This window comes from Streptomyces milbemycinicus (assembly GCF_002154605.1).
Lineage (GTDB): Bacteria > Actinomycetota > Actinomycetes > Streptomycetales > Streptomycetaceae > Streptomyces > Streptomyces milbemycinicus.
In genome coordinates this window covers 1-25,887 of sequence record NZ_MUNE01000141.1, presented here as the reverse complement: position 1 = coordinate 25,887, position 25,887 = coordinate 1, and the positions used below count along the sequence as shown (strand labels likewise).

The 25,887-nt window shown below is 73.6% G+C and carries 20 protein-coding genes and 1 riboswitch; of the genes, 15 read left to right on the top strand and 5 right to left on the bottom strand.

Annotation, left to right across the window (positions count from 1 at the left end):
• Positions 1-22 precede the first annotated feature (22 nt).
• The gene (locus tag CCN51_RS13130) at positions 23-1,513 is read right to left on the bottom strand and encodes an outer membrane protein assembly factor BamB family protein (protein WP_014174383.1); all 1,491 of its coding nucleotides are present in this window, start codon (positions 1,511-1,513) and stop codon (positions 23-25) included.
• Positions 1,514-1,633: 120 nt separating this feature from the next.
• Here CCN51_RS13130 and CCN51_RS13125 point away from each other — a divergent pair, with 120 nt between their 5' ends.
• The 13 genes from CCN51_RS13125 (at position 1,634) to cobM (ending at position 16,063) form a co-directional block, all read left to right on the top strand.
• Entirely contained in the window at positions 1,634-2,134 is a 501-nt protein-coding gene (locus CCN51_RS13125) for a MarR family winged helix-turn-helix transcriptional regulator (RefSeq protein WP_014174382.1), read from the top strand.
• Between the two features lie 117 nt (positions 2,135-2,251).
• Positions 2,252-3,523, top strand: a complete 1,272-nt coding sequence (locus CCN51_RS13120) for an MFS transporter (protein WP_078610350.1) — start codon at positions 2,252-2,254, stop codon at positions 3,521-3,523.
• A gap of 185 nt (positions 3,524-3,708) precedes the next feature.
• Positions 3,709-3,885: a hypothetical protein gene (locus tag CCN51_RS55825; RefSeq protein WP_014174380.1), complete on the top strand. Its 177-nt coding sequence runs from the start codon at positions 3,709-3,711 to the stop codon at positions 3,883-3,885.
• Between the two features lie 231 nt (positions 3,886-4,116).
• On the top strand, positions 4,117-4,644 hold the full coding sequence (locus CCN51_RS13115) for a helix-turn-helix domain-containing protein (RefSeq protein ID WP_014174379.1): 528 nt from the start codon (positions 4,117-4,119) through the stop codon (positions 4,642-4,644).
• Between the two features lie 61 nt (positions 4,645-4,705).
• On the top strand, positions 4,706-5,293 hold the full coding sequence (locus tag CCN51_RS13110; RefSeq protein WP_106436553.1) for a hypothetical protein: 588 nt from the start codon (positions 4,706-4,708) through the stop codon (positions 5,291-5,293).
• Positions 5,286-6,476: an MAB_1171c family putative transporter gene (locus CCN51_RS13105; RefSeq protein WP_043489280.1), complete on the top strand. Its 1,191-nt coding sequence runs from the start codon at positions 5,286-5,288 to the stop codon at positions 6,474-6,476. Before CCN51_RS13110 ends, CCN51_RS13105 begins: the two co-directional genes overlap by 8 nt.
• Before the next feature lie 196 nt (positions 6,477-6,672).
• Positions 6,673-7,911, top strand: coding sequence for a cytochrome P450 family protein (locus CCN51_RS13100; RefSeq protein ID WP_086859565.1), 1,239 nt, complete (start codon positions 6,673-6,675; stop codon positions 7,909-7,911).
• A gap of 213 nt (positions 7,912-8,124) precedes the next feature.
• On the top strand, positions 8,125-10,011 hold the full coding sequence (mutA, locus tag CCN51_RS13095; protein WP_014174375.1) for a methylmalonyl-CoA mutase small subunit: 1,887 nt from the start codon (positions 8,125-8,127) through the stop codon (positions 10,009-10,011).
• A gap of 53 nt (positions 10,012-10,064) precedes the next feature.
• Positions 10,065-12,224 carry a methylmalonyl-CoA mutase gene (gene scpA / locus CCN51_RS13090; protein ID WP_086013721.1) on the top strand — a complete coding sequence of 720 codons (2,160 nt, stop codon included), beginning with the start codon at positions 10,065-10,067 and terminating at the stop codon, positions 12,222-12,224.
• 4 nt (positions 12,225-12,228) lie between these two features.
• Complete coding sequence (meaB, locus tag CCN51_RS13085) at positions 12,229-13,248, top strand: methylmalonyl Co-A mutase-associated GTPase MeaB (protein WP_014174373.1); 1,020 nt, start codon at positions 12,229-12,231, stop codon at positions 13,246-13,248.
• Positions 13,241-13,993: a (2Fe-2S)-binding protein gene (locus CCN51_RS13080; protein WP_014174372.1), complete on the top strand. Its 753-nt coding sequence runs from the start codon at positions 13,241-13,243 to the stop codon at positions 13,991-13,993. Before meaB ends, CCN51_RS13080 begins: the two co-directional genes overlap by 8 nt.
• A 52-nt stretch (positions 13,994-14,045) precedes the next feature.
• Positions 14,046-15,323, top strand: coding sequence for a bifunctional cobalt-precorrin-7 (C(5))-methyltransferase/cobalt-precorrin-6B (C(15))-methyltransferase (locus CCN51_RS13075; protein WP_014174371.1), 1,278 nt, complete (start codon positions 14,046-14,048; stop codon positions 15,321-15,323).
• Positions 15,320-16,063 carry a precorrin-4 C(11)-methyltransferase gene (cobM, locus tag CCN51_RS13070; protein WP_014174370.1) on the top strand — a complete coding sequence of 248 codons (744 nt, stop codon included), beginning with the start codon at positions 15,320-15,322 and terminating at the stop codon, positions 16,061-16,063. The genes CCN51_RS13075 and cobM overlap by 4 nt, the downstream gene beginning before the upstream one ends.
• On the opposite strand, the gene CCN51_RS13065 is transcribed toward cobM, so the two are convergent.
• Positions 16,060-17,241, bottom strand: coding sequence for a cobalt-precorrin-5B (C(1))-methyltransferase (locus CCN51_RS13065; protein WP_014174369.1), 1,182 nt, complete (start codon positions 17,239-17,241; stop codon positions 16,060-16,062). The genes cobM and CCN51_RS13065 overlap by 4 nt on opposite strands.
• Before the next feature lie 182 nt (positions 17,242-17,423).
• Between CCN51_RS13065 and CCN51_RS13060 the strand changes: the two genes are divergently transcribed.
• A complete protein-coding gene (locus CCN51_RS13060; RefSeq protein ID WP_014174368.1) occupies positions 17,424-18,215 on the top strand; it encodes a cobalt-precorrin-6A reductase in 792 nt (263 codons plus the stop codon).
• 40 nt (positions 18,216-18,255) lie between these two features.
• Here CCN51_RS13060 and CCN51_RS13055 read toward each other — a convergent pair whose 3' ends face one another.
• Genes CCN51_RS13055 through CCN51_RS13045 form a run of 3 tightly spaced genes read right to left on the bottom strand, consistent with a single transcriptional unit; the run spans position 18,256 to position 22,027 of the window.
• Positions 18,256-19,752, bottom strand: a complete 1,497-nt coding sequence (locus tag CCN51_RS13055; protein WP_014174367.1) for a precorrin-2 C(20)-methyltransferase — start codon at positions 19,750-19,752, stop codon at positions 18,256-18,258.
• Complete coding sequence (locus CCN51_RS13050; RefSeq protein WP_014174366.1) at positions 19,749-20,399, bottom strand: precorrin-8X methylmutase; 651 nt, start codon at positions 20,397-20,399, stop codon at positions 19,749-19,751. Before CCN51_RS13050 ends, CCN51_RS13055 begins: the two co-directional genes overlap by 4 nt.
• Complete coding sequence (locus CCN51_RS13045) at positions 20,396-22,027, bottom strand: nitrite reductase (RefSeq protein ID WP_405380846.1); 1,632 nt, start codon at positions 22,025-22,027, stop codon at positions 20,396-20,398. Before CCN51_RS13045 ends, CCN51_RS13050 begins: the two co-directional genes overlap by 4 nt.
• Positions 22,028-22,083: 56 nt before the next feature.
• Positions 22,084-22,238: riboswitch (cobalamin riboswitch) on the top strand.
• 31 nt (positions 22,239-22,269) lie between these two features.
• Between CCN51_RS13045 and cobN the strand changes: the two genes are divergently transcribed.
• Positions 22,270-25,887 (top strand): cobaltochelatase subunit CobN (gene cobN, locus CCN51_RS13040; protein ID WP_086859561.1); only part of this gene is annotated, 3,618 nt, incomplete at its 3' end.

Genomic DNA, 25,887 nt, shown 5'->3' with positions numbered 1-25,887 from the left:
GCTGCGGCGGGCGCGTCCTCGGCTACTTGACCGCGAACACCGGCGGCGCGTCCTCCGCCCCGTTCGAGTTGACGATCACGTACCGGCCGCTCTTCACCCGGTGCAGGGCGAGGACGTCGCCGACCGGCGCGCCGCGCAGCGGGGTTCTGCCGCGCTTCTCACCGGTGGCCGGGTCGAGGCGCCACACGCCGCCACCGGCCAGGAGATCGAGCTCTCCCGCGCGGTCCTGCGTCAGGGCGGCGACGGCCGCGCCGAGCGATGTCTTCCAGACGCGCCTGCCGTCCTTCAGCGAGTACGCCGCGACGTCCTCGGGAGCGTCCTTGTCCGTCGGGCCGACAGCGGTGATGAACAGCCCTTTGGTCACCACCGACCGGAAGACCGGCCGGGCGTCGGAAGGTTGGCTGTAGCTGTACGGCATGACCTGGAAGTCGAGGTCGTCCTCCGGCCCGGACCGGGGGATCACGGCCTGCCGCCGCCCCTTATCGTCGAAGCTGATCACCGCGTCGGTCCCGCGGTCGTCATCCTCGTCCACATACACGACGATCGGGTCGGCCGAGAGCATGAACAGCGTCTTCCACTTGCTCTCCGTCGGCAGCGTGCTGTGCCACTGCCATGCGCCGGACCGGGGGTCGAGGGCGGACAGCCGCATCTTCGCGTTCTCCCCGTCGGTGTTGGTGCACTGCTCAACGACCAGGGCGCGCTCGGGCGTCGCATCGACGGCCAGGGCCTCGCAGTTCCGGTCCAGCGGGCTCCGCCACCGGGCCGCGCCGTCGCGTAGCCCGAGCCCGACGACCGCCTTCTGCTCCAGGGCCACCGCGGTGTCACCGGCGCCGACCAGCCGGGCGTCGGTGGCACCGGTGACGGAGTCATCGGCCTTGATCTTCTTCGTCCACAGCGTGCGGCCGGAGGACAGATCGACGGCGAGCACGGTGTCGCAGGGCTTCTCGTACCGCCCGAGGCCCACAAGACCGATGGCGGACGGCGTGGTACGGCTCATCGTGCACACCGATCTCCGCTCGGGCGCCGGGACGGTCCACCGCCGGGTGCCGTCCGAGGTGTCGTAGCCGAACAGCCCGTCGTTGCGCGCCCTGACGAGGGTGGACGGCCCCGGCATCCAGTCACCGACGGCCCGCACGGAGGAGGGGCGGTCCCGGGACGCCTCCCAGGCCACGTCGAGGTGCGGCCCGCGCAGCCACTCGTACCCGAGCACGCCCGGCCATACGCCGCCGGCCAGGCCCACCACGACCAGCGACGCCATCCAGGGTGTGGCCAGCGATCCGCTGTTCAGCGCGACGGCGATGATCACCCCGAAGGCACCGGCGAAGGTGAAGACGAACGCGAGGATGAGCACCGGCGTGAGCCCTTCGGGGCACGGGTCGTACCGGCCGCCGCACGCTCCATGTGACTCACTGGACAGCGCGGACCACCCCAGCCAGTGAAACACCACGGCGCAGGACATCAAGACCCCCGCCAGGGGCAGGGCGATGGGCTTGACGGCACGCGAAATCGACACAGTCCCCCCACAGATGTGATCAGCGCGCGTACGGCGCGCAGGAGACCTTAACCCGGGGTGCCGGACGGGCGGCGCGCGAGGGCTCGTCCATTTATATAGGTGCGTGATACAAATGAATGCATGGGTGATGCAGCTATAGAGGGCGAGGGTCCGGTCGGCCGCGAGCGGCGCGAGGAGATCGCCGACGTCCTCGAACAGTTGGCGGTGCTCGCGGTGCGCCAACTGGGCAAGCGGGACATCAGCATGACCGCCGCCTCCGCCCTCGGCCGGCTGGCCCGCGAGGGCCCCACCCGGCTGACCGCCCTCGCCGCCGACGAAGGAGTGAGCCAGCCCGCCATGACCCAGCTGGTGCAGCGCCTGACCAAGCAGGGGCTGATGGCCCGGGTCGCCGACCCGGACGACGGCCGGGCCGTGCTCGTGTCCATCACCGACGCCGGCCGGCGGCTGCTCGCCGAGCGGCGCCGGGACCGTGTCGCGCGCCTGTCCGGTCTGCTGGCCGCGCTCCCGCCCGAGGATCAGGCGACGCTCGCCGCCGCGGTCGACTCGGCCGCGCCTGCCCTGCGGCGCCTCGTGGCGAGCGTGGCAGGCCCGGGCGGCCGGCCTGAGGCGCCCACCAGGTGACGGTCCGTCACCCCTCTGCCCTGCCCGGAGCGTGACGCGCCGTCACCCGTTTCGCTGCCCCCGGCCGCATCCCCCGAGAGCGCATTCACAGAACGCATTCCTATCCGGGAGTACACCTTGTCCGCTCATCCCAGCGCCCCGAGTCCGTTCCGGCAGCCGAAGGCCGTATGGGCCGTGGCCTTCGCCTGCGTGATCTCCTTCATGGGCATCGGGCTCGTCGACCCCATCCTGCCCGCCCTGTCCAGCCAGCTGCACGCCACGCCCAGCCAGGTGTCGCTGCTGTTCACCAGCTACCTGGTGGTCACCGCCGTCGCCATGCTGGTCACCGGCTTCGTCTCCAGCCGCATCGGCGCCAAGCGGACCCTGGTGGCGGGCCTGGCGGTCATCGTGGTGTTCAGCGCGCTGGCGGGCGCGTCCGGGAGCATCAGCGGCATCGTCGGCTTCCGCGCGGGCTGGGGCCTGGGTAACGCCCTGTTTATCGCCACCTCGCTCGCCGTGATCGTCGGATCGGCCAGTGGCGGCTTCGCCGGGGCGATCATCCTCTACGAGACCGCGCTCGGCGTCGGCATCGCCGTCGGCCCGCTGCTCGGCGGCGAGCTGGGCGGGATCAGCTGGCGCGGGCCCTTCTTCGGCGTCGCCGTGCTGATGGCGATCGCGCTGATCGCCACCCTGGTCCTGGTCCAGCCGACCCCGACCCCCGCCCGCCGCGCCTCGCTCCTCGACCCGCTCAAGGCGCTCCGCCACCGCGGTCTGCTCACCATGGGCCTGATGGCGCTCTGCTACAACTGGGGCTTCTTCACCGTCCTCGGCTACTCCCCGTACCCCATGGAGCTGGGCACCCATGAGCTCGGCTATGTCTTCACCGGCTGGGGCGTGCTGGTCGCGATCTTCTCCGTGTTCGTCGCGCCCCGGCTCCAGGCCCGCCTCGGCATAGCCCGCGCCCTCTACCTCAATCTGGCGCTGTTCGCCCTGGACATCCTGGTGATCGGGGTGTTCACCTCGTCCCGGACGACGCTGATCGCCGCGGTGATCCTGGCCGGCGCCTTCATCGGCGTGAACAACACGATCACCACCCAGGCCGTCATGACCGTCGCGCCGGTCGAGCGCTCGGTGGCCTCCGCCGCCTACGGCTTCGTCCGGTTCATCGGCGGCGGCCTGGCGCCGTACGCCGCCGGCCGGCTGGCCGAGCACTACGACGTGCATATGCCTTTCTACGTCGGCGCGGCCGCGGTCCTGATCGGTCTGGCCGTCCTGTCGACCGGCCACTCCCTGCTCGCTGACGCCGAGCGGGCCCAGGCGGCCGAGGCGGCGCTGCACACCCCCGCCGAGAACCGCGAGGAGCGGCTGGAACGGGACGCGCTCGCCGAGGACGTGGGCTCCGCGAGCTGAGCCACCCGTTCGGCGGTCCCCGCCCGCGACCCCCTTGTGGCCTGGTGCGTCGCGCCGCGGGCGGGTGGCCACCGGCCCGCGATCCCGGGACAGGGTGTCCACTCCTTGGGAATCAACGCGCACGGCGTTCTGGATCTCGTTAACCTGGCGACACATCCGGTTCAGCCGACACTAGGGAGTGTGCGGTGACCCCCGAGAAGACACAGAGCGACGATTCGCCGACCAAGGACCGCGAACGGTTCGCGTTCGCGGAGCCGACGGAGGTGGGCAGCCTGGAAGTCTGGGCGAGATCAGCCCCGATCCGGCTCGCCGGGTACGAGGACGACCTGGCCGAGCCGCACATCCTCCAGAGCGTGGACTGACGCGGCAAGCGCCCCTGAACTCACGCGCCCGGCGCGGCGGCACAAGGCTTTCCCTTTTGCGCCCCTCTCAGCGCTCGCGCTCCTCAACTGCTGGTTAAGTCCGTCCCGGCCATGGTTGGCCGGGGGTGGGCTGGTGTGCCGACCGATGCCCATGGCAGGATGCATCGCGCGGCCGAGTCCGCCTTAACCAACCGTGAGTGAACGCGCCGTGACCAGCAGGAGGGGGTGCAGATGGCAGTGGGGACCCATGGGTCGCCGGACGCCGACGGCAGCCCGCTGGCGCGGCGGCTCAACTACCTGTTCGCCACCATGCACCCGCCGGGCGCGCCCTACACCAACGCCCATGTGGCCGAGGCCATCAGCGGCGGCGACGAGTACGGCGGGGTCAGCCTGACCGAGCAGTACCTGTCCATGCTGCGCAACGGCAAGCGCACCAACCCGAGCCCGGACGTGCTGCGGGCCCTGGCCAAGTTCTTCGCCGTGCCCGTCGGCTATCTGCTGGGGGACCTGTCCCCGTCGCAGGCCGAGCGGGTCGAGGAAGAGGTGCGGTTCCTCGTCGCGATGCGCGACAAGCGGGTGCGCGGTATCGCGCTGCGCTCGGTGGGCCTGCCACCGGAGGTGCAGGACAGCCTGGCCGCCATCATCTCCCAGTTCCGACAGCAGATGAACCTCCCGCCCGACCCGGCCGACGCCGACGGTCCGGGCGGTCCGGGCGGCCCACGGGATCCCGACGACGGGGCGCCCAGTGGCCGACGGTGACCAGGATCGGCTGTTCCAATCCTGGCAGCGGAGCGGAGACGAGGACGGTGCGGGCATGAGAGTGGGGCGGATACGGCGGCGGTGCAAGCAGCTCATCAAGGAGCTCGGACTGCCCGCCACAACCGACCTGCCGGGTCTGTGCGACCTCGTGGCGGGCCGGGTGGGCCGTCCCGTCCACCTGGTGCCGATGAGCCTGGGCGGCGTGGTCTCGGGCATGACGGCCAGTACCGACGACGGCTTCTGGATCTTCTACGAGCTGCGGACGTCCCCCTGGCACCAGACCCATATCGTGCTGCACGAGGTCGGGCATCTGTTGCTCGGCCACGACCAGGACCCCGCCGTCACCGAGGACGCGCTGCGCATGTGGGCGCCGTCGGTCGATGTCACCACCGCCATGCGCCGGTTGGGGATGACCGCGGACTTCGCGCGCCACCACTGCTACGACGACCTGACCGAGCGTGAGACCGAGGTGCTGGGCACCCTCCTCATGGAGCGCGTGGTGCCTGCCTCGCCCGACGACGGGCTGCCGCTCGAGGGGCGGGCGGCCGAGCTCGCCGCCGCGCTCGGGCCCGCGCTGCGGCATGTCCGCGGGGCGCGCACGGGTGGCGCCGGGAGCGGTGGCGGCGAGGGCGGTGGCGCGCGTGTTTGACGTGGTCTACCTGTGCTTCGGCGCCGCCGCCTGGGCGATCGTCGGATACAAGGCGCGCGCCTGGTTCCGCGACCGGCAGAACGCCGACCTCGGCCTGACCTGCGTCATGACGGCCGGCGTGGCGAATGTGTTCCTGCTCTCCGCGCCGAGTGTCTACCGCTGGTTCGACCACCTGGTGGGCGTGGCCAACCTGGCCATGGTCTTCCTCTACTCCTCGGTGGTGGTGTTCGCCACTGGCGCCCTGGTGCTGATGCTGCGCTGGACCGGGTCGGCGGTGCGGCCCCGTACGGTGGTGACCGCCGTCGGCGCGGCGTGGTCGGTCGCCGTCGTCGGCTTCGCCGTCGGCCGCCCCGACGCCGTCGAGCACCCCCGCGACTTCAGCACCGCATACGCGGACGCGCCGGGAGTTGTCACCTTCCTGGTGCTGTATCTGGCCATTTTCGGTTCGGGTCTGGCCGGGCTCGGGGTGCTGTGCCGGCGCTACGCGTCCCCCCTGCGCGGCTCCTGGCTCGCCCGGGGGCTGCGGGTACTGGCTGCCGGGTGCTGGCTGGGCCTGGCGTACTGCGCCTGCAAGGTGATCGGCTTTCTCTTCTCCTGGGCGGGCCGGGACCTGCCCTGGCTGTCCAACGGCGTGGCGCCGCTGACCGCTTCGGTCGCCGCCCTGCTGGTCCTGGCCGGGTTCGCCATCCCGGCGCTCGGGCCGCGCGTCTCCGCCTGGCGCAGGCTCCGCCGACTGAACCCGCTGTGGCGCGAGGTCACCACACAGGCGCCCGAAGTGGCCATGCCCATGGGGCGTCACGGCTGGACCGGCTGGTGGCCGTTCGCCGATCTGGAGTGGCGGGCCAACCGTCAGATGGCCGAGATCCGGGACGTACAGCGCGGTGTCCGGCGCCATGTGGAGGCCGAGGCCCTGGAGATCGCCCGTGTCAAGGGTCGTACTGCGGGACTCGGGGATTGGCAACTTGTTGCATTCATGGAAGCGGCGGCGCTCCGACGCGGTTTGCTGAACCAAGCGGCCGGGCGCGTGCCGGTGCCCGGCGCTGACAGCGTGGTGGTGGAGACGGGCGCCGGGCCGGGCCAGGAGCATGAGCACCTGGCGCGCGTCGCCGACGTGTACCACCAGCCGCTCGTCGACGAGGTGCTTGCGGAGCTGGGCGGACGGACCGCCGCCCAGCGGCAGTGAAGGGGGACCGAGAGCGAGGTGGCCCTGGACGGGGGTCGGGGCCGCCCGTGGCACAGGGCGGCGCCGGGGAGATTCAGCCCCGGCGCCGCCTCTCGGCCACCATGCGCCACACTGCCCGGGCCGAGCTCGAAGACCGGTCGAGAGACTGGCTCTGACCGGCCGGGGTGTCACGGACCAGGCCCTAGAGTCGGGAGCCATGCAGAACACCGCGAACACCGCTGTTCCCGGCCCGCCAGAGCCGTTCGACACCCGTGTGCTGCTGGAGGATCCGCACACCGCGTACGCCGAGTTGCGCGAGGCGGGCCCCGTCCACCGGATCCCGGGTCCGGACGGGCGGCCCGCCTGGCTGGTGACCCGCTACGACGATGTGCGGCGGGCGCTCGCCGACCCCCGGCTGTCCCTGGACAAGAGCAACGCGCTGCCCGGCAACTTCCGCGGATTCGCCCTGCCGCCCGCCCTGGACGCCAATCTGCTCAACATGGACCCGCCGGACCACACCCGGGTGCGTCGGCTGGTGACCAAGGCATTCACCCCCGGGCGTGTCGAGCGGATGCGGGAGCCGGTCCGGCGCGCCGCGGACGAACTCCTCGACGCCGTCGAGCCGGCCGGCCGGGCCGATCTGATCGCCGCGTACGCCGGACCGCTGCCCATCACCGTCATCTGCGATCTGCTCGGCGTCCCCCAGCGCGACCGGCGGGACTTCCGCGCCTGGAGCGATGCGCTCATCGCCCCCGACCCGGAGCGGCCGCATGTGGCGAAGGAGGCGGTCGGCAACATGCTGCGCTTCTACACCGGCCTGATCGCGAGCAAGCGCGAGGAGCCCGGCGACGATCTGCTCTCCGACCTGATCGCGGTCCGGGACGACGCGGTCGGCGGCGCCGGCGAGGGTGGCGACCGGCTCACCGAGGACGAACTGACCTCGCTGGCCTTTCTGCTGCTGATGGCCGGATACGAGAACGTGACCCACCTCATCGGCAACGCGGTGCTCTCTCTGCTCGACCACCCCCCGCTGCTGCGGGAGCTGCGCGAGCGGCCCGCCGGTATCGCGGCGGCGGTCGAGGAGTTCGCGCGCCACGACGGCCCGGCGCCGCTGGCGATCCGCCGCTTTCCGCTCGAGGACGTGGAGATCGGCGGGGTGACGGTCCCGGCGGGGGAGACCGTGCTGCTCTCCCTCGCCTCCGCCAACCGCGACCCCGGCCATTTCAAGGAACCGGACCGACTTGATCCGGATTTTGGCCGATTGGGGCATCTTGCGTTCGGCCACGGAATCCACTATTGCCTTGGCGCCCCGCTGGCCCGGCTGGAGGCCGAAACGGCACTGGCCGCCCTGTTGAGCCGCCTTCCGAGGCTGCGTCTGGACATTTCACACACAGAGCTGCGCCGGCGGCCGACGATTCGTGCACGTGGCTTGATCTCGCTTCCCGTCGCGTGGTAGCGGGGGAAAGCGAACAAGCTTTTGATGCATAACTGCGCTTCGATGCGGTAAAAAGGTCCTGAGCCCGCCCGGTGTGCATCCCCCGTCGCACCGGGCGGGCCTTCGTCGTTCCGAGGCCACCACAGGGCCGGACGGGTTAGAGATTGCGCTAGAGAGCAAGGTCACAGAGGGAGACACTGCTGTCGCTTTAGGCTCCCGCACTAGCCTCCTCCCATGACGGTCCTGCCTGACGACCTGCCGCTCGCCGCCGACTTCCCGGCGGCGACCCGAGACCAGTGGCACCACCTTGTCGAAGGGGTGCTGCGCAAATCGGGCACGGTGGATGCCGTCGGCGCGCAGGCCGCGGCGGCGCTCTCCACCGCGCTCGAGGACGGAATCTCCGTCCACCCGCTCTACACCGCGGAGGACGCCCCCGCCGACCCCGGCTATCCCGGGTTCGCGCCCTTCGTGCGCGGCGGCCGGGCGCAGGGCTCCACGGTGTCCGGCTGGGACGTACGCCAGCGCCACGCCCACTCCGACCCCGGGCACACCAACCGCGCGGTGCTCGCGGACCTGGAGAACGGGGCGGGCTCGGTGTGGCTGGCGGTCGGCGCGGCCGGGCTGCCTGTGGAGGCGCTGCCCGAAGCCCTCAAGGGGGTCTATCTCGACCTCGCCCCCGTCGTCCTGGACGCGGGAGCCGACTTCGACGCCGCCGCCCGCGCGCTGCTGCGGCTGTACGCCGACCGCCAGGTGCCGCCGCGCGCGGCCCTCGGCAATCTCGGCGCCGACCCGCTGGGCCTGGCGGCCCGCACCGGTGACCACACCGACCTCGCGGCCCACCTGTCCGCGGCCACCGAGCTCGCGGCGGTCTGCGACCGCGACCACCCGGGCGTACGGGCCTTCACCGTGGACGCCCTGCCGTACCACGAGGCCGGCGGATCCGCGGCGCAGGAGCTCGGCTGTTCGCTCGCCGCGGGCGTGGAGTATCTGCGCGCGCTGACCGACGCCGGGCCGCTGACGGCCGAAGCGGCCTGCGGCCAGCTGGAGTTCCGCTACGCGGCCACCGCCGACCAGTTCCTCACCATTTCCAAGCTGCGCGCCGCCAGGCGCCTGTGGGCGCGCGTGGCCCAGGTGTGCGGGGCGCCCACCGAGGCGGCGGCCCAGCGGCAGCACGCGGTGACCTCCCCGGTGATGATGACCCGCCGCGACCCCTGGGTGAACATGCTGCGCACCACCGTCGCGGCCCTGGCCGCCGGGGTGGGCGGGGCCGACGCCGTCACCGTGCTGCCCTTCGACACCGCGATCGGCCTGCCCGACGACTTCGCCCGCCGGATCGCCCGTAACACCTCCACGATCCTGCTGGAGGAGTCGCACCTGGCGCGGGTGATCGACCCGGCCGGAGGCTCCTGGTACGTCGAGAGCCTGACCGACGACGTGGCCAAGGCGGCCTGGGCCTTCTTCCAGGAGATCGAGCGCGCCGGGGGGCTGGCGCGGGCCCTCGCCTCCGGTCTTGTGGAGCGGCAACTGGCCGCCACCTGGGAGCGCCGCGCCAAGGACCTCGCCCGCCGCAAGGAGCCGATCACCGGCGTCAGCGAGTTCCCGAACCTCGCGGAGCAGCCGGTGGAGCGCGAGCCCGCCCCCGTACCGCCCGGCGGCGGCCTGCCGCGGGTGCGCCGCGACGAGGCGTACGAGGCGCTGCGCGCCCGCTCCGACAGACACCTGGCGGCGGAGGGGACCCGGCCCCGGGTGTTCCTGGCCGCGCTCGGCCCCGCGGGCGCGCACACCGCGCGCGCCGCGTTCGCCGCCAACCTCTTCCAGGCGGGCGGCATCGAGGCGGTGCACGAACCCGCCACCGTCGACGCGGAGACGGCCGCCGAGGCGTTCGCCGCCAGCGGCGCCCGCGTGGTCTGTCTGTGTTCGAGCGACAAGGTGTACGAGCAGGAGGCGGTGGCCGTGGCGGAGCGGCTGAAGGCCGCCGGAGCGCTGCGCGTCTACCTGGCGGGCAGGCCCGGTGAGCGGCGCGGGGAGTTGCAGCGGGCCGGCGTGGACGCGTTCGTCTTCGCCGGCTGTGACGCGGTCGAGGTGCTGACCTCGGCCCTCGAGACGATGGGAGTGGCGTGACCGTGAGCGGGATTCCTGACTTCTCCACGGTCGACCTCGGGACACCGGAGGAGGTGTCCGGCGCGGCGGGTGCCGCGGCGTGGACGGAGGCGCTGCAGAGCGCCACCGGCAAGGGTGTCGAGGACCTGGTGTGGGACACCCCCGAGGGCATCGGGGTCAAACCGCTGTACGGCGCCGAGGACCTGGCCGGCCTCGACTTCCTGGGCACCTACCCGGGCATCGCGCCGTATCTGCGCGGCCCGTACCCGACGATGTACGTCAACCAGCCCTGGACCATCCGCCAGTACGCGGGCTTCTCCACCGCCGAGGAGTCCAACGCCTTCTACCGCCGCAACCTCGCCGCGGGCCAGAAGGGCCTGTCGGTCGCCTTCGACCTGCCCACCCACCGCGGCTACGACAGCGACCACCCCAGAGTCACCGGCGACGTCGGCATGGCGGGCGTGGCCATCGACTCCATCTACGACATGCGGCAGCTCTTCGACGGCATCCCGCTGGACCGGATGAGCGTGTCGATGACGATGAACGGCGCGGTGCTGCCCGTACTCGCGCTCTACATCGTCGCCGCCGAGGAACAGGGCGTGGCGCCCGACAAGCTGGCCGGGACCATCCAGAACGACATCCTCAAGGAGTTCATGGTCCGCAACACCTATATCTATCCGCCGCAGCCGTCGATGCGGATCATCTCCGACATCTTCGCCTTCACCTCGCAGCGGATGCCGCGCTACAACTCCATCTCCATCTCCGGCTACCACATCCAGGAAGCGGGCGCCACGGCCGACCTGGAGCTGGCGTACACCCTCGCCGACGGTGTGGAGTATCTGCGCGCCGGGCTCGACGCCGGGATGGACGTGGACGCCTTCGCGCCCCGGCTCTCGTTCTTCTGGGCGATCGGCATGAACTTCTTCATGGAGATCGCCAAGCTGCGGGCCGCCCGGCTGCTGTGGGCCAAGCTCGTCGGCCAGTTCGACCCCAAGAACCCCAAGTCGCTGTCGCTGCGCACCCATTCGCAGACCTCCGGCTGGTCGCTGACCGCCCAGGACGTGTTCAACAACGTGGCGCGTACCTGTGTGGAGGCCATGGCCGCCACCCAGGGCCACACCCAGTCGCTGCACACCAACGCCCTCGACGAGGCCCTTGCGCTGCCCACCGACTTCTCCGCGCGTATCGCCCGCAACACCCAGATCCTGCTCCAGCAGGAGTCCGGCACCTGCCGGGTGATCGACCCGTGGGGCGGCAGCGCGTATGTGGAGCGGCTGACCCACGACCTGGCCCGGCGCGCCTGGCTCCACATCCAGGAGGTCGAGGCCGCGGGCGGCATGGCCAAGGCCATCGACGCCGGTATCCCCAAGATGCGCGTCGAGGAGGCCGCGGCCCGCACCCAGGCGCGGATCGACTCGGGGCGGCAGCCGGTGATCGGAGTCAACAAGTACAGGGTCGACAGCGATGAGCAGATCGACGTCCTCAAGGTCGACAACTCCGCGGTCCGCGCCCAGCAGTTCGACAAGCTGCGCCGGCTGCGCGCCGAGCGCGACGAGGCCGCCTGCCAGGACGCGCTGCGCGCGCTCACCGCGGCCGCCGAGTCCGGCCCGGGCGCCGGCCTTACGGGCAACCTCCTCGCGCTCGCCGTGAACGCGGCCCGCGCCAAGGCGACCGTCGGCGAGATCTCCGACGCGCTGGAGAAGGTGTACGGGCGCCACTCCGGCCAGATCCGTACGATCTCCGGTGTGTATCGAGACGAGGCCGGACCGTCCTCCGGCGTGGACCGTACCCGGGCGCTGGTCGAGGAGTTCGAGCGCGCGGAGGGCCGCCGCCCGCGCATCCTGGTCGCCAAGATGGGCCAGGACGGGCATGACCGCGGCCAGAAGGTGATCGCCACCGCCTTCGCCGACCTGGGCTTCGACGTGGATGTCGGCCCGCTCTTCCAGACGCCCGAGGAGGTCGCGCGGCAGGCGGTCGAGGCCGATGTGCACATCGTCGGCGTCTCCTCGCTCGCGGCCGGCCACCTCACGCTGGTGCCCGCGCTGCGCGAGCAACTGGCCGAGGCGGGGCGGGAGGACATCACCATCGTGGTGGGCGGGGTCATTCCGCCGCAGGATGTGCAGACCCTGCACGAGGCGGGCGCCGCCGCCGTCTTCCTGCCCGGCACGGTCATCCCCGACGCCGCGTACGAGCTGGTGCAGACGCTGGCCGTGGACCTCGGCCACGAGCTGTAGGCCCATGCCGGCTAAGAAGAGACGAACCAACAATATCGACATCGACACCTACGCCAAGGGTGTGCTCGACGGCTCCCGCGCCTACATCGCCCGCGCGATCACACTCGTCGAGTCCACCCGCCCCGACCACCGCGACCTCGCCCAGCGGCTGCTGATCGAACTGCTGCCGCATGCGGGCGGGGCGCGCCGGGTGGGCATCAGCGGCGTGCCCGGGGTGGGCAAGTCCACCTTCATCGACGCCCTGGGCTCGATGCTCACCGGGCTCGGCCACAAGGTCGCGGTGCTCGCCGTCGACCCCTCCTCCAGCCGCACCGGCGGCTCCATCCTGGGCGACAAGACCCGGATGGAGCGGCTGGCGGTCGACCCGGCCGCCTTCGTCCGCCCCTCGCCCAGCGCGGGCACGCTGGGCGGGGTGGCCCGCGCCACCCGCGAGTCCATGGTGGTCATGGAGGCGGCGGGCTACGACGTGCTGCTGGTCGAGACGGTGGGCGTGGGCCAGTCGGAGACCGCCGTGGCGGGCATGGTCGACTCCTTTCTGCTGCTCTCCCTCGCCCGCACCGGCGACCAGCTCCAGGGCATCAAGAAGGGCGTGCTGGAGCTCGCGGACGTCGTCGCCATCAACAAGGCCGACGGCCCTCATGAGCGCGACGCCAAGGCCGCCGCCCGCGAGCTCAGAGGCGCCCTACGGCTGCTGCAGCCCGCAGACGCGCCCTGGAACCCCCCGGTGCTGACCTGCAGCGCCCGCGAGGGCACCGGCCTCGATGTGGTGTGGGAGCGGCTGGAGCAGCACCGCCGGGTGCTGGAGGCCACCGGCGCGCTGGACACCAAGCGGCGCGACCAGCAGGTCGACTGGACCTGGTCCATGGTCCGCGACCAGCTGCTGACCAGGCTGCGCGAGCACCCCGGGGTGCGGCGGCTCGGCCCCGTGCTCGAACAGCAGGTGCGCGACGGCACGCTGACGGCGACGCTGGCCGCCGACCAGCTGCTGGAGGCGTTCGGGACGCCGGCCGACGCGGATGGGTGACCCGCCGCTGTCGGCGGCCGAGGTGGGGCCGTTCTTCGCCCTGCGCACCGACCCCGGCAATCCTCGAGATGAGGGTTACGCGCTGATCGGCGAGGCGTACCGGCTGACGCCCGAGGGCGCCGCCGCGCCGCTGCTGCGCGCCCGCGTCGAGGCGGTGGCCGCGAGCCTGCGCACCGAAGAGCTGAGGGTCGCGGCATCGCTCGCCTTCCAGGGGCTCGCCGCCAGGGTGTGGTCGCTCGCCCTCGGCCGGGCGGCCCTGACCGGTACGGTGTCGCGCCTCCGCCCCGACCGGCTGTGGTGGCACCCCACGCGCCCCGCCCCCGACGATCTGTGGTGGCCCGGTGTGCCCTCGGTCATGGGCGAACCCGGAGGGCTCGCCGGCCAGGTGGGCGACGCGGCGTACACCCAGCTGCTGCCGCTGCACGCCGCCGTCACCCGGGCCTACCGGGTCTCGGGGCGGCTGCTGTGGGGGAACGCCGCCTCGGCGCTGGCCGGTTCGCTGCGTGTCCTGCACGACTGGTGCCAGGCGCACGGCCACCCTGAGGCGGCGGAGCGGGCCACCGAGCTGGCCCGCGCCCAGCTGGCCCACCCGCCGCTGCGCGACGCCGGCACCCTGACCTCCCCTCCGCCCGCCTTCCGCCGCCGCACCTGCTGCCTCTACTACCGGGTGCCGGGCGGCGGCCTGTGCGGCGACTGCGTACTGCGCCGCGCACCCGCCTCGGGGTTCCGCCGCAGGGCACAGTAGAGTTCCGGTCGTTGCCCGGATACGCTTCGCACACCGAAAGGTCCGTAACGCCGTGAACCCCTCCCACCCCCCGGTCACCGTCGTAGGACTGGGAGCGGACGGCTGGGACGGGCTGGCTGCGCCGGGGCGCGAGGCGCTGCTGGCGGCCGAGGTGGTCATCGGCGGCCCGCGCCAGCTGAATCTGCTGCCCCCCGGCTGCACCGCCGAACGCGTGCCGTGGCCCTCACCGTTGCGGCCCGCCGTACCGGGGCTGTTCGCGGCGTACGCCGGGCGGCGGGTGTCCGTCCTGGCCAGCGGCGACCCCATGTTCTTCGGCATCGGCCGCACCCTGGCCGAGGAGTTGGGCGCCGACCGGCTGCGGGTGCTGCCCCACCCGTCGTCCGTGTCCCACGCCTGCGCCCGGCTGGGCTGGCCGGTGGAGGAGACCGAGGTGATCAGCCTCGTTGGACGCCCTATCGCCTCCCTGGCCCGCTCCCTGCACGCCCGGCGGCGGCTGCTCGTCCTCAGCGCGGGTGCCGCCACCCCCGCCGAGGTCGCCGCGCTGCTGCGCGACCGCGGCTTCGGTCCCAGCCGGATGCGGGTCCTGGAGCAGCTGGGCAGCGACCGCGAACGGCACCTCGAAGGCACCGCCGACCACTGGCCCCACGCGCCCGGCGACCCCCTCAACATCATCGCCGTCGAATGCGCCCCCGCCGCGGACACGCTGCGCCTGCCCGCCGTCCCCGGACTGCCGGACCAGGCGTACGAGCACGACGGCCAGCTGACCAAGCGCCACGTGCGCGCCGCCACGCTCGCCGCGCTGGCCCCCGCCCCCGGAGAGCTGCTGTGGGACGTCGGCGGCGGCTCCGGTTCGATCGCCGTGGAGTGGATGCGTACGCACCGAAGTTGCGCCGCGGTGTCCATCGAGCGGGACCCCGTACGGGCCGAGCGCATCGGCCGCAACGCCGCCGCGCTCGGGGTGCCCGGGCTGCGCGTCGTCACCGGCGCCGCCCCGGACGCGCTGACCGGACTGCCCACCCCCGACGCGGTGTTCATCGGCGGCGGCCTGACCGCGCCTGGTGTGCTGGAGGCCTGCTGGGGTGCGCTGCCCGTCGGCGGGCGGCTCGTGGCGAACACCGTGACGCTGGAGTCGGAGGCGCTGCTCGCCGGCTGGTACCGGCGCTACGGCGGGGAGCTGGTCCGGATCGCGGTTGCGCACGCCGCCCCGGTCGGCGGCTTCACCGGGTGGCGGCAGGCGATGCCGGTCACCCAGTGGGCCGCGGTCAAAGCGACGGCCGAGCTCGCTGCCGAACCCGCGGTGGAAGCCGCCGAAGGAGAGACCTCCCCATGACCGTGTACTTCATCGGCGCGGGCCCCGGCGCCGCCGACCTGATCACCGTGCGCGGCGCCCGCACCCTGGCCCGCTGCCGGGTCTGCCTGTACGCGGGCAGCCTGGTGCCGCGTGAACTCCTCGCCGAATGCCCGCCGGACGCCCGCCTGGTCGACACCGCCCGGCTCAACCTCGACCAGATCACCGATGAACTGGTCCGAGCACACCAGGCGGGCGAGGACGTGGCCCGGCTGCACTCCGGCGACCCGTCGGTGTTCAGCGCCGTCGCCGAGCAGATGCGCCGGCTGGACGCGCACGGCGTGCCGTACGAGGTGATCCCCGGCGTCCCCGCGTTCGCCGCCGCCGCGGCCGCGCTCGGCCGTGAGCTGACCGTGCCGACCGTCGGCCAGACCGTCGTCCTCACCCGCGTCGCCCAGCAGGCCACCCCGATGCCGGACGGCGAGGACCTCGCCACCCTCGGCCGCAGCCGGGCGCTGATCGTGCTGCACCTGGCCGCCCGGTACGTGGACCGGGTGGTGGCCGAACTCCTCCCGCACTACGGCGCCGACTGCCCCGCGGCGGTGGTCGCCCGGGCCAGCCGCCCCGACGAACTGGTGCTGCGCGGCACGCTCGGCGATATCGCGGACCGGGTGAAGGAGGCGGGGGTGGTGCGCACCGCGGTCATCATGGTGGGCCGCACGCTGGGCGCGGAGCAGTTCCGGGACAGCCACCTGTACTCGGCGCGCCGCGAGCGGCCTTAGACGCTGTCCGAGAGCGCGTCGGGTGACGGCTCCCGGGGACCCCGAGCCGCCGCGCGGCCCACGACGGAGCCCGCGCGGTCGATACAGATGACGTCCACGGCCACCGGCGCCCCACGCAACACCCCGAGCGCCGTCTCCCGGGCCGCCACCGCGACCAGATCACCGAGCGGCACCCCGCGCGCCGCGCACAGCTGCACCGTCTCCAGCCCGGTGTTGGCCGCCGCCACCGCCGCCACCAGCTCATCGTCCGCCCCGCCACGGCGGGCCAGCTCCGCAAGGAAGCCCTTGTCCACCTGCGAGCGGGAGGAGTGCAGATCCAGATGCCCGGCGGCCAGTTTGGAGAGCTTGGCGAACCCCCCGGCGACGGTCAGCCGGTCCACCGGATGGCGACGCAGATACTTGAGCACCGCCCCCGCGAAATCGCCCATGTCCAGCAGCGCGTCCTGCGGCAGCCCGTGCACGGCCACCGCCACCTTCTCCGAGGTCGACCCCGTACAGCCCGCCACATGCCGACGCCCCGCCGCGCGCGCCACATCCACGCCGCGCCGGATGCTGTCGATCCACGCCGAGCAGGAATACGGCACGACGATGCCCGTCGTCCCGAGGATCGAGAGCCCGCCGAGGATGCCCAGGCGCCGATTCCAGGTGGAGCGGGCGATTTCCTCGCCGTGGTCCACCGCGATCTCGACCTCGGCGTCCCCGGTGCCACCGAGACGAGCCGCCACCGACGCGATGTGATCGCGCATCATCTGCCGGGGCACGGGGTTGATGGCGGGCTCGCCGACCGCGAGCGGCAGCCCGGGACGGGTCACCGTCCCGACACCGGGCCCGGCCCGGAAGACCACACCGCTCCCGGGCGGCAGCAGCCGCACCGTGGCCCGCACCACCGCGCCGTGCGTGACGTCCGGGTCGTCACCCGCGTCCTTGACCACCGCGGCCATCGCCCGGTCCGCCGTCAGCTCCTCGCCCGCGAGCGCGAACGCGGGCCGCTGCCCCTTCGGCAGTTCGATGGTCACCGGATCGGGGAACTCCGCGCTGAGCAGCGCGGTGTACGCGGCCGTCGCCGCCGCCGTCGCACACGCCCCGGTGGTCCAGCCGTGCCGCAGCCCCGAACGCTCCAGTTGCGCACTGCGGCCCCCGGCCGGAGCGGTCCCGGCCTTCGATGTTTGCTCAGCCACGGGAGGCGCCGCCTCTCGCCCCCGCGCCGACCCCGCGCCGAGCACGGCCCGGGGGCGCGTCTCCCCAGGCGAGCGAGGAGAGGCCCGGCGCCGCGCGGTCGGTCACGGCCATGGCAGGGTTGACCGGGTGCGGCCGACAGGCCGTGTACCGGCACGGCACCACGCACCACGGAAGGCACCCGATGACTTCGAACCCGGCGGATGCCGCCCCCGGAGCCCGGCCGCGCCGGCCCCGCCATGTGCTCATCCTGGGCGGCACCACCGAGGCGCGCCGACTGGCCGCCGAAGTTGCCGACGCCCCCGGGCTGCGCGTCACCAGCTCGCTGGCCGGGCGTGTCGCCGAGCCGCGGCTGCCGGCCGGGCAGGTGCGGATCGGCGGGTTCGGGGGCCCCGAGGGCCTGGCTCGCTGGCTGCGCGAGCAGCAGGTGGACGCGGTCATCGACGCCACCCATCCTTTCGCCGGCACGATCAGTTTCAACGCGGCCCGGGCGGCCGCCACGGCCCATGTTCCCCTGCTCGCCCTGCGCCGCCCCGGCTGGGTGCCCGGCCCGGGGGACCGGTGGCACTGGGCGGGGTCGCTGGACGAGGCGGCCGGGCTGCTGCCCGCCCTGGGGCAGCGGATCTTCCTCACCACCGGGCGGATGGGCCTGGCCGCCTTCGCCCATCTCACCGAGCAGTGGTTCCTGGTCCGCTCCGTCGACGCACCTGAGCCACCGGCCCCGCCGCACATGGAAGTGCTGCTGGACCGCGGTCCGTTCAGCGTGGCGGGGGAGGCGGAGCTGCTGCGCGGCCACCGCATCGACGTCGTGGTCACCAAGGACAGCGGCGCCGGTGCCACCGCCGCCAAGCTCACCGCGGCGCGCGAGGCCGGGCTGCCGGTCGTCGTCGTCCGGCGCCCCGCGGCCCCGGACGGCGTGCCGGTCGTGCCCGACCCGGCGGCCGCCCTGGCCTGGCTGAGCACGACCCTGGGCTGACCTGCTGACCTGCTGACCTGCTGACCGCGCACGCCGCCGGTCAGCGCTCCGGGTAGCGGCGTGGCGTCCAGACGATCTCGGTGCCGTCGCCGCGCCGCGCCGTGCGGGTTTGGGAGGAGCCGACCAGCAGGATGGTGCGCATATCGACCTGGGCCGGGTCGAGATCGGCCAGCTTGACGATCCGTATCCGCTCCTCGGGGCCGCCCACGTCCCGGCCGAGCACGACGGGCGTGTCGGGCGCGCGGTGTTCGAGCAGCAGCTCGCGGGCCTTGCCGACCTGCCAGATGCGGCTGCGCGAGCCGGGGTTGTACAGGGCGAGCACCAGGTCGGCCGCGGCCGCGGCGCGCAGCCGTTCGGCGATGACCTCCCAGGGCTTGAGCCGGTCGGACAGGGAGATCACCGCGTAGTCGTGGCCGAGCGGGGCGCCCGCGCGGGCGGCGGCCGCGTGGGCGGCGGTCATGCCGGGCACCACCCGGACCGGCACCTCGCGGTACGGGTCCTCGGCCGCAGCCTCCAGCACGGCCGTGGCCATGGCGAAGACGCCCGGGTCGCCCGAGGAGACGACGGCGACCCGCCGCCCGCGCCGGGCCAGGTCGAGTGCGAACTCGGCGCGCTCGGCCTCCACCTTGTTGTCCGAGGTGTGCCGGCGCTGCCCCGGGCGCTTCGGCACCCGGTCCAGATAGGTGGTGTAGCCGACCAGATCCTCGGCGGCGGCCAACTCGCCCCGCGCCTCTGGGGTCAGCCACAGCGGGCCCGCCGGGCCGAGGCCCACCACCACGACCTCGCCGCGGCGCGCCGGGGCCTGTGCGTCGATCCGGCTCGGCAGCACCGCCACCGAGAAGTAGGGCACCGACTCGGGGTCCACCTCGGCCAGTGGCGCGACGCGCTCCGCGCCCATCGTGGCCCGCTCCACGTACTGGGCCTCCGCCAGCCGACCCGAGCGCTCCAGCGCCCGCCGCACCGCCGGGAAGGTGCGGCCGAGCTTCATCACGGCGGCCGCGTCGGTCGTGGCCAGACGAGCCGTCAGCTCCTCCTCCGGGAGTGTGCCGGGCAGGACGGTCAGCACCTCCTCACCCTCGACCAGCGGCGCCCCGATCCGGGCGGCGGCCGCGCTCACGGAGGTGACGCCGGGGACGACCTCGGTGGGGTAGCGGTCGGCCAGGCGCTTGTGCATATGCATGTATGAGCCGTAGAAGAGCGGATCGCCCTCGGCGAGCACCGCGACCGTACGCCCCGCGTCCAGATGGGCGGCCAGCCGGGCTGCCGCGTCCGCGTAGAACTCCTCCATCGCGCCGCGGTAGCCGCCGGGGTGGTCGGTGGTCTCGGTGGTGACCGGATAGACCAGTCGCTCCTCGATGTGGTCGGGCCGCAGATGGCGCTCGGCGATGGAGCGCGCGATGCTACGGCCGTGCCGGGCGCTGTGGTACGCGACGACATCGGCCTCGGCGATGACCTCCACGGCGCGTACGGTCATCAGAGAGGGATCGCCGGGGCCAAGACCCACACCGTAGAGCCGGCCCGTCTGCTGCTCGCTCACTCTTCCTCGCTCGCAATCGCGTTGACCGCGGCCGCGGCGATGGCGCTGCCGCCACGCCGGCCGCGCACCACCAGGTGGTCGAGCGCGGCCGGATGCCCGGCCAGCGCCTCCTTGGACTCGGCCGCGCCGATGAAGCCGACCGGTACGCCGATGACGGCCGCCGGGCGCGGCGCGCCAGCCCCACCCTCTTCGATTATCTCCATCAGGCGGAACAGCGCGGTGGGCGCGTTGCCGATGGCCACCACCGCGCCCTCCAGCCGCTCCCGCCACAGCTCGAGCGCGGCGGCGCTGCGTGTGGTGCCCATCCGGCGGGCCAGTTCGGGCACGGTGGGGTCGGACAGGGTGCACACCACGTCGTTGTCCGCCGGCAGCCGCTTGCGGGTCACGCCGCTGGCCACCATGTGCGCGTCGCAGAGCACGGGTGCGCCGGCGCGCAGCGCGGCGCGGGCGCGGGCGACCACCTGGGGGGTGTACGCGAGGTCCTGGACGAGGTCGACCATGCCGCAGGCGTGGATCATCCGCACCGCGACCTGGCTGACGTCGGCGGGCAGACCGTCCAGGTCGGCCTCGGCGCGGATGGTGGCAAAGGAGGCGCGGTATATGGCCGCGCCGTCCTTCTCGTAGTCGAACACTGTGCCCTCGATCATGTCGTTCCACGGGCCGCCGCCACGGCGTCGGCCACTTGCTCTGCTGTCACGTCCACGCCCCGCGCGGACCCTGTGGCATCTCGTACGGTGACCTGGTAACGGTCGCCCGTCGCCAGCACGTCGACCCACCGGCCGCCGGGGTGGCCGCAGCGCCGCTCGCAGCCGGAGAAATACACGGGCAGCCGGCCCCGCGGCGGGCCCGGTCGGCCGTCGCCGGACGCCTCGCCCGCCACCGCGCGCGCCGCCTCGCCCGCCACCGCGCGCGCCGCCTCGGCACGCACATCGGCCAGGGACTTGGCGCAGCCGGGCCGTCCCGTGCAGGCGCCGACCCCGAGCCAGGGGGAGTGCGGCGCGGTCACCAGGCCGGCGTCGGCGAGCTCCCGCAGCGCGGCCCCGGCGCCGCCGGGGGAGAAGCCTGGCAGCACCACGCCGCGCCAGGGTGTCACACGCAACTCGCCCGAGCCGCCCCGGGCGGCGAGCTCGGCGAGCAGCCGCCACCGCGCGGCGGTGAGCCGCCCCAGCGGGACGGCGACCGACACCGCGCACCGCCCGTCAGGGCCGGCGACGAGCCCGACGAGTGGTGTGCTCGGCGCGGTGGTCGGGGAGTGCGGGGCGAGGGGTGTGGCCTGGATTCCTGCTTCGGCGAGTCGCCCGTCCAATTGGCCGGGCGTCACGGCGTGTCGCACCGGCAGCTCGCTCACACGCCAGGCGCGTGTGCCACTCGCGCGCACCGCGTCGAGAAACGCCACCGCGGCCAGCGCCGCCGCGCGGGGCGCGTTCGCGGCGCGCACCCGGAGCTCGGCGCCCGCGGGGTCGCCACCGGGCGTGGGCCGGGGCTTTATGTCCCCGGGATCGCCTGCGGGCCCGGGGGGACCCAACGGCCGCGCCCGGCTCGGCGTGTCCTCGCCCACCGGTCGCCCGTCCCGGCACGCCGCGACGCCCGACGTGTCAGCGTGGCCCGGCGCGTCAGCGTGGCCCGTCGCGTCGGGGGAGTCTGTGGCGTTCGGCGCGGTGGATTTCGGGCGCGCGAGTCCATGCCCCCCGGCGGAGCCGAGCCGCAGCACCGCCTCGCCGCCGGGCGCTGCGATCAATGTCACATCCGCGCCCAGCGCCGCCACATCGCCGCGCCCGTCGTCGAGCGCGAACAGGAACCGGCCCGACAGCCCCGCCAGTTCGGCCAATCCGGAACCCGCGGGCGCGTTGTCGCACAGCAGGGCGTCCAGCTCCCGCGCCCACGCCGAGACATCCGCGTATCCCGCCTCGTCCAGCCCGGACAGCGGGGACGCCACGATGTTGCGCACCCGGTCGTGGCGGTCCGACGGGAGCAGCCCTGCCGTCCGCAGCCGGGCCGCGAGTCCGGCCCCGCACCCCGCGTCGAGGCCGCGCAGCTGCAGATTGCCCCGGGAGGTGAGGTCCAGCCGGCCGTCGCCCAACTCCTCGGCCGCGAGCGCCAGCACGAGCGCCTGACGTGCCGTCAGGAGCCCGGCAGGCAGTCGCACCCGGGCCAGTGCGCCGTCGTCCGCCGAGTGCAGGCGCAGCGCGCCGGGGCAGGCGTCATCGCGGCCGCGCACGGGGGTTTCGTCCCCTGGTGGGGCGGTTGTCGGGGGGAGGGGCATGGCGGCGAGCATACCGACGATTGCGTTCGGCTCACCGCCCCGCGGCAGGTCAGAAGCGCCTACTATGCTCACGGCGGGTCGGTCCCGGCCCGCCACCACAAAAGACGGCAAAAAGGGTAGGAAGCCGGTGGAAATCCGGCGCGGTCCCGCCACTGTGAGCGCGGCAGCCGGTATTGCGACGGCCGCGCGAGCCAGGAACTCCCGCCGTCTTCAACCCGCCCGGGGCGCGGACCCCGAGGAAGGCCTGCCGTCGCATGATCCTGCTGCTGTCGACGTCCGACACCGACCTGCTCAGTGCCCGCGCGGCACAGACTCCGGTGCCCTATCGGCTCGCCAACCCGGCCCGGCTCCCCCTGGACGATCTGTCCGCGCTCCTCGACGGCGTCGAACTCGTCGTCGTACGGCTGCTCGGCGGGGTGCGCGCCTGGCAGGAAGGGCTCGACGCGCTGCTTGCCGGGGACCGCCCGGTCGTGGTCCTGACCGGCGAACAGGCCCCGGACGCCCAGCTCATGGAGGCATCCACGGTCCCGGTCGGGATCGCCGCCGAGGCCCACGCCTATCTCGCGCACGGCGGGCCCGGCAACCTCGGTCAGCTGGCCCGCTTTCTGTCCGACACCGTCCTGCTGACCGGCCACGGCTTCGAGCCGCCCGCGCCCGCGTCCTCATGGGGCCCGCTGGAGCGCACCGCGCGCGAGGACGTCACCGGCCCGCGGATCGCCGTGCTCTACTACCGCGCCCACCACATGAGCGGCAACACCGCCTTCGTAGAGGCGCTGTGCCAGGCCGTCGAGGATGCCGGGGGCCGCGCGCTGCCGCTGTACGTCGCCTCGCTGCGCGCCCCCGAGCCCGAGCTGCTGGAAGCCCTCGCCGAGGCCGACGCAGTGGTGACCACCGTGCTGGCCGCGGGCGGCACCCGGCCCGCCGAGGCCTCGGCCGGCGGCGACGACGAGGCGTGGGACGCTGGCGCGCTGGCCGGGCTGGACGTCCCGGTGCTCCAGGCGCTGTGCCTGACCGGCCCGCGCGCCGCGTGGGAGGCGAACGACGAGGGCCTTTCGCCCCTGGACGCGGCGACCCAGGTCGCCGTCCCGGAGTTCGACGGGCGGCTGATCACCGTGCCGTTCTCCTTCAAGGAGACCGACGAGGACGGCCTGCCCGTCTATGTCGCCGACCCCGAGCGCGCCGCGCGTGTCGCGGGAATCGCCGTACGACACGCCCGGCTGCGCCACATACCGGCGGCCGACAAGCGCCTCGCGCTCGTGCTGTCCGCCTACCCCACCAAGCACTCCCGCATCGGCAACGCCGTCGGCCTGGACACGCCCGCCAGCGCCGTCGCCCTGCTGCGCCGGCTGCGCGCGGACGGCTTCGATCTCGGCCCGGTGGAGGGGCCCGAGGCGCTGCCCGGTCTCGCCTCGGGCGACGGCGACGAGCTGATCCGCGCCCTCATCGAGGCGGGCGGCCACGACCAGGACTGGCTCACCGAGGAGCAGTTGGCCCGCAACCCGGTCCGGATCCCCGCCGCCGACTACCGCCGCTGGTACGCCCGGCTGCCGCAGGAGCTGCGCGAGGCGGTGGAGAGGCACTGGGGGCCGCCGCCGGGCGAGATGTTCGTCGACACGAGCCGCGACCCCGAGGGCGAGATCGTGCTGGCCGCGCTGCGCCGGGGCAATCTGCTCGTCGTCATCCAGCCGCCGCGCGGCTTCGGCGAGAACCCGATCGCCATCTACCACGACCCCGATCTGCCGCCCTCGCACCACTACCTGGCCGCCTACCGCTGGATCGCCACCGCTCAGTCCGACGGCGGGTTCGGCGCCGACGCCATGGTGCACCTGGGCAAGCACGGCAACCTCGAGTGGCTGCCCGGCAAGAACGCGGGCCTGTCCGCCGCCTGCGGCCCCGACGCCGCGCTGGGCGACCTGCCGCTGATCTACCCGTTCCTGGTCAACGACCCGGGGGAGGGCACACAGGCCAAGCGCCGCGCCCACGCCACCCTCGTCGACCATCTCGTGCCGCCCATGGCCCGTGCCGACTCCTACGGCGATATCGCGCGCCTGGAGCAGCTACTGGACGAGTACGCCGCCATCTCCGCGATGGACCCGGCCAAACTCCCCGCCATCCGCGCCCAGATCTGGACCCTCATCCAGGCCGCCAGGCTCGACCACGACCTCGGCCTGGAGGACCGGCCGGACGACGCCGGCTTCGACGACTTCCTGCTGCATGTGGACGGCTGGCTGTGCGAGGTCAAGGACGCCCAGATCCGCGACGGCCTGCATGTTCTCGGCACCGCCCCCTCCGGCCCCGAGCGGGTCAACCTCGTCCTGGCCATTCTGCGCGCCCGGCAGATCTGGGGCGGCACCACCGCGCTCCCCGGGCTGCGCGAGGCACTTGGCCTCGACGAGTCGGCCGCCACCCGCACCGGCGCGGACGAGGCGGAGGACCGCGCCCGCGCCCTCGTCCAGGCGATGGAGGACGCCGACTGGGCCCCGGAGGCTGTCGAGAAGGCGTGCCTGGGGCTGCCTGAGGAGCAGTACGACGCGGTGACCGCGATCCTCGACTTCGCCGCCCGCGAGGTCGTGCCGCGGCTGGCCGCCACCACCGACGAGATCGACCACGCCGTGCACGCCCTGGGCGGCGGCTTCGTACCCGCGGGCCCTTCCGGTTCACCGCTGCGCGGCCTGGTCAACGTCCTGCCGACGGGCCGTAACTTCTACTCCGTCGACCCCAAGGCCGTGCCCAGCCGGCTGGCCTGGGAGACCGGCCAGGCGCTCGCCGACTCGCTGCTGGAGCGCTACCGCCGCGACAACGACGGCGCCTGGCCGCGCTCCGTCGGCCTGTCGCTGTGGGGCACCAGCGCGATGCGCACCTCGGGCGACGACGTGGCCGAGGCGCTCGCGCTGCTGGGCGTCCGCCCGGTGTGGGACGACGCCTCGCGGCGCGTCACGGGACTCGAACCCGTCCCCCTCGACCAGCTGGGCCGCCCCAGGGTCGATGTCACCCTGCGCATCAGCGGCTTCTTCCGCGATGCGTTCCCGCATGTCGTGGCCCTGCTCGACGACGCCGTACGGCTCGCCGCCTCCCTCGACGAGCCCGAGGACGACAACTACATCCGGGCCCACGCCCAGGCCGACCTCGCCGAGCACGGCGACGAACGCCGCGCCACCACCCGTATCTTCGGCTCCCGCCCCGGCACCTACGGCGCGGGTCTGCTCCAGCTCATCGACAGCCGCGACTGGCGCACCGACGCCGACCTGGCGGAGGTCTACACGGTCTGGGGCGGCTACGCGTACGGCCGCGGCCTGGAAGGCCGGCCGGCCCGCGCGGAGATGGAGAGCGCCTACCGCCGGATCGCGGTCGCGGCCAAGAACACCGACACCCGCGAACACGACATCGCGGACTCGGACGACTACTTCCAGTACCACGGCGGCATGGTCGCCACCGTGCGCGCCCTCAAAGGCACCGCCCCGGCCGCGTACATCGGTGACTCCACCCGCCCCGAGACGGTCCGCACCCGCACCCTGCACGAGGAGACCTCCCGGGTCTTCCGCGCGCGCGTGGTCAACCCGCGCTGGATCGAGGCGATGCGCCGACACGGATACAAGGGCGCTTTCGAACTCGCCGCGACCGTCGACTACCTCTTCGGCTACGACGCCACCACGGGCGTAGTCGCCGACTGGATGTACGACAAGCTCGCCCAGAGCTATCTCCTCGACCCCGAGAACCGCTCCTTCCTCCAAGAGGCCAACCCCTGGGCGCTGCACGGCATGGCCGAGCGGCTGCTGGAGGCGGAGAGCCGCGGTCTGTGGGAGCACCCGGACCCCGAGGTCCTGGCAGCGGTGCGGGAGCTGTACCTGGAGACCGAAGGAGGCCTAGAGGGC

What these genes read in the sequence shown, in the direction of transcription:
- CCN51_RS13080 (WP_014174372.1), top strand. Translation starts at nt 13,241, where the DNA reads ATGGGTGACCCGCCGCTGTCGGCGGCCGAGGTGGGGCCGTTCTTCGCC.
- CCN51_RS13125 (WP_014174382.1), top strand. Translation starts at nt 1,634, where the DNA reads ATGGGTGATGCAGCTATAGAGGGCGAGGGTCCGGTCGGCCGCGAGCGG.
- mutA (WP_014174375.1), top strand. Translation starts at nt 8,125, where the DNA reads ATGACGGTCCTGCCTGACGACCTGCCGCTCGCCGCCGACTTCCCGGCG.
- CCN51_RS13115 (WP_014174379.1), top strand. Translation starts at nt 4,117, where the DNA reads ATGGCAGTGGGGACCCATGGGTCGCCGGACGCCGACGGCAGCCCGCTG.
- CCN51_RS13045 (WP_405380846.1), bottom strand. Translation starts at nt 22,027, where the DNA reads ATGCTCGCCGCCATGCCCCTCCCCCCGACAACCGCCCCACCAGGGGAC.
- CCN51_RS13060 (WP_014174368.1), top strand. Translation starts at nt 17,424, where the DNA reads ATGACTTCGAACCCGGCGGATGCCGCCCCCGGAGCCCGGCCGCGCCGG.
- meaB (WP_014174373.1), top strand. Translation starts at nt 12,229, where the DNA reads ATGCCGGCTAAGAAGAGACGAACCAACAATATCGACATCGACACCTAC.
- CCN51_RS13050 (WP_014174366.1), bottom strand. Translation starts at nt 20,399, where the DNA reads ATGATCGAGGGCACAGTGTTCGACTACGAGAAGGACGGCGCGGCCATA.
- cobM (WP_014174370.1), top strand. Translation starts at nt 15,320, where the DNA reads ATGACCGTGTACTTCATCGGCGCGGGCCCCGGCGCCGCCGACCTGATC.
- CCN51_RS13100 (WP_086859565.1), top strand. Translation starts at nt 6,673, where the DNA reads ATGCAGAACACCGCGAACACCGCTGTTCCCGGCCCGCCAGAGCCGTTC.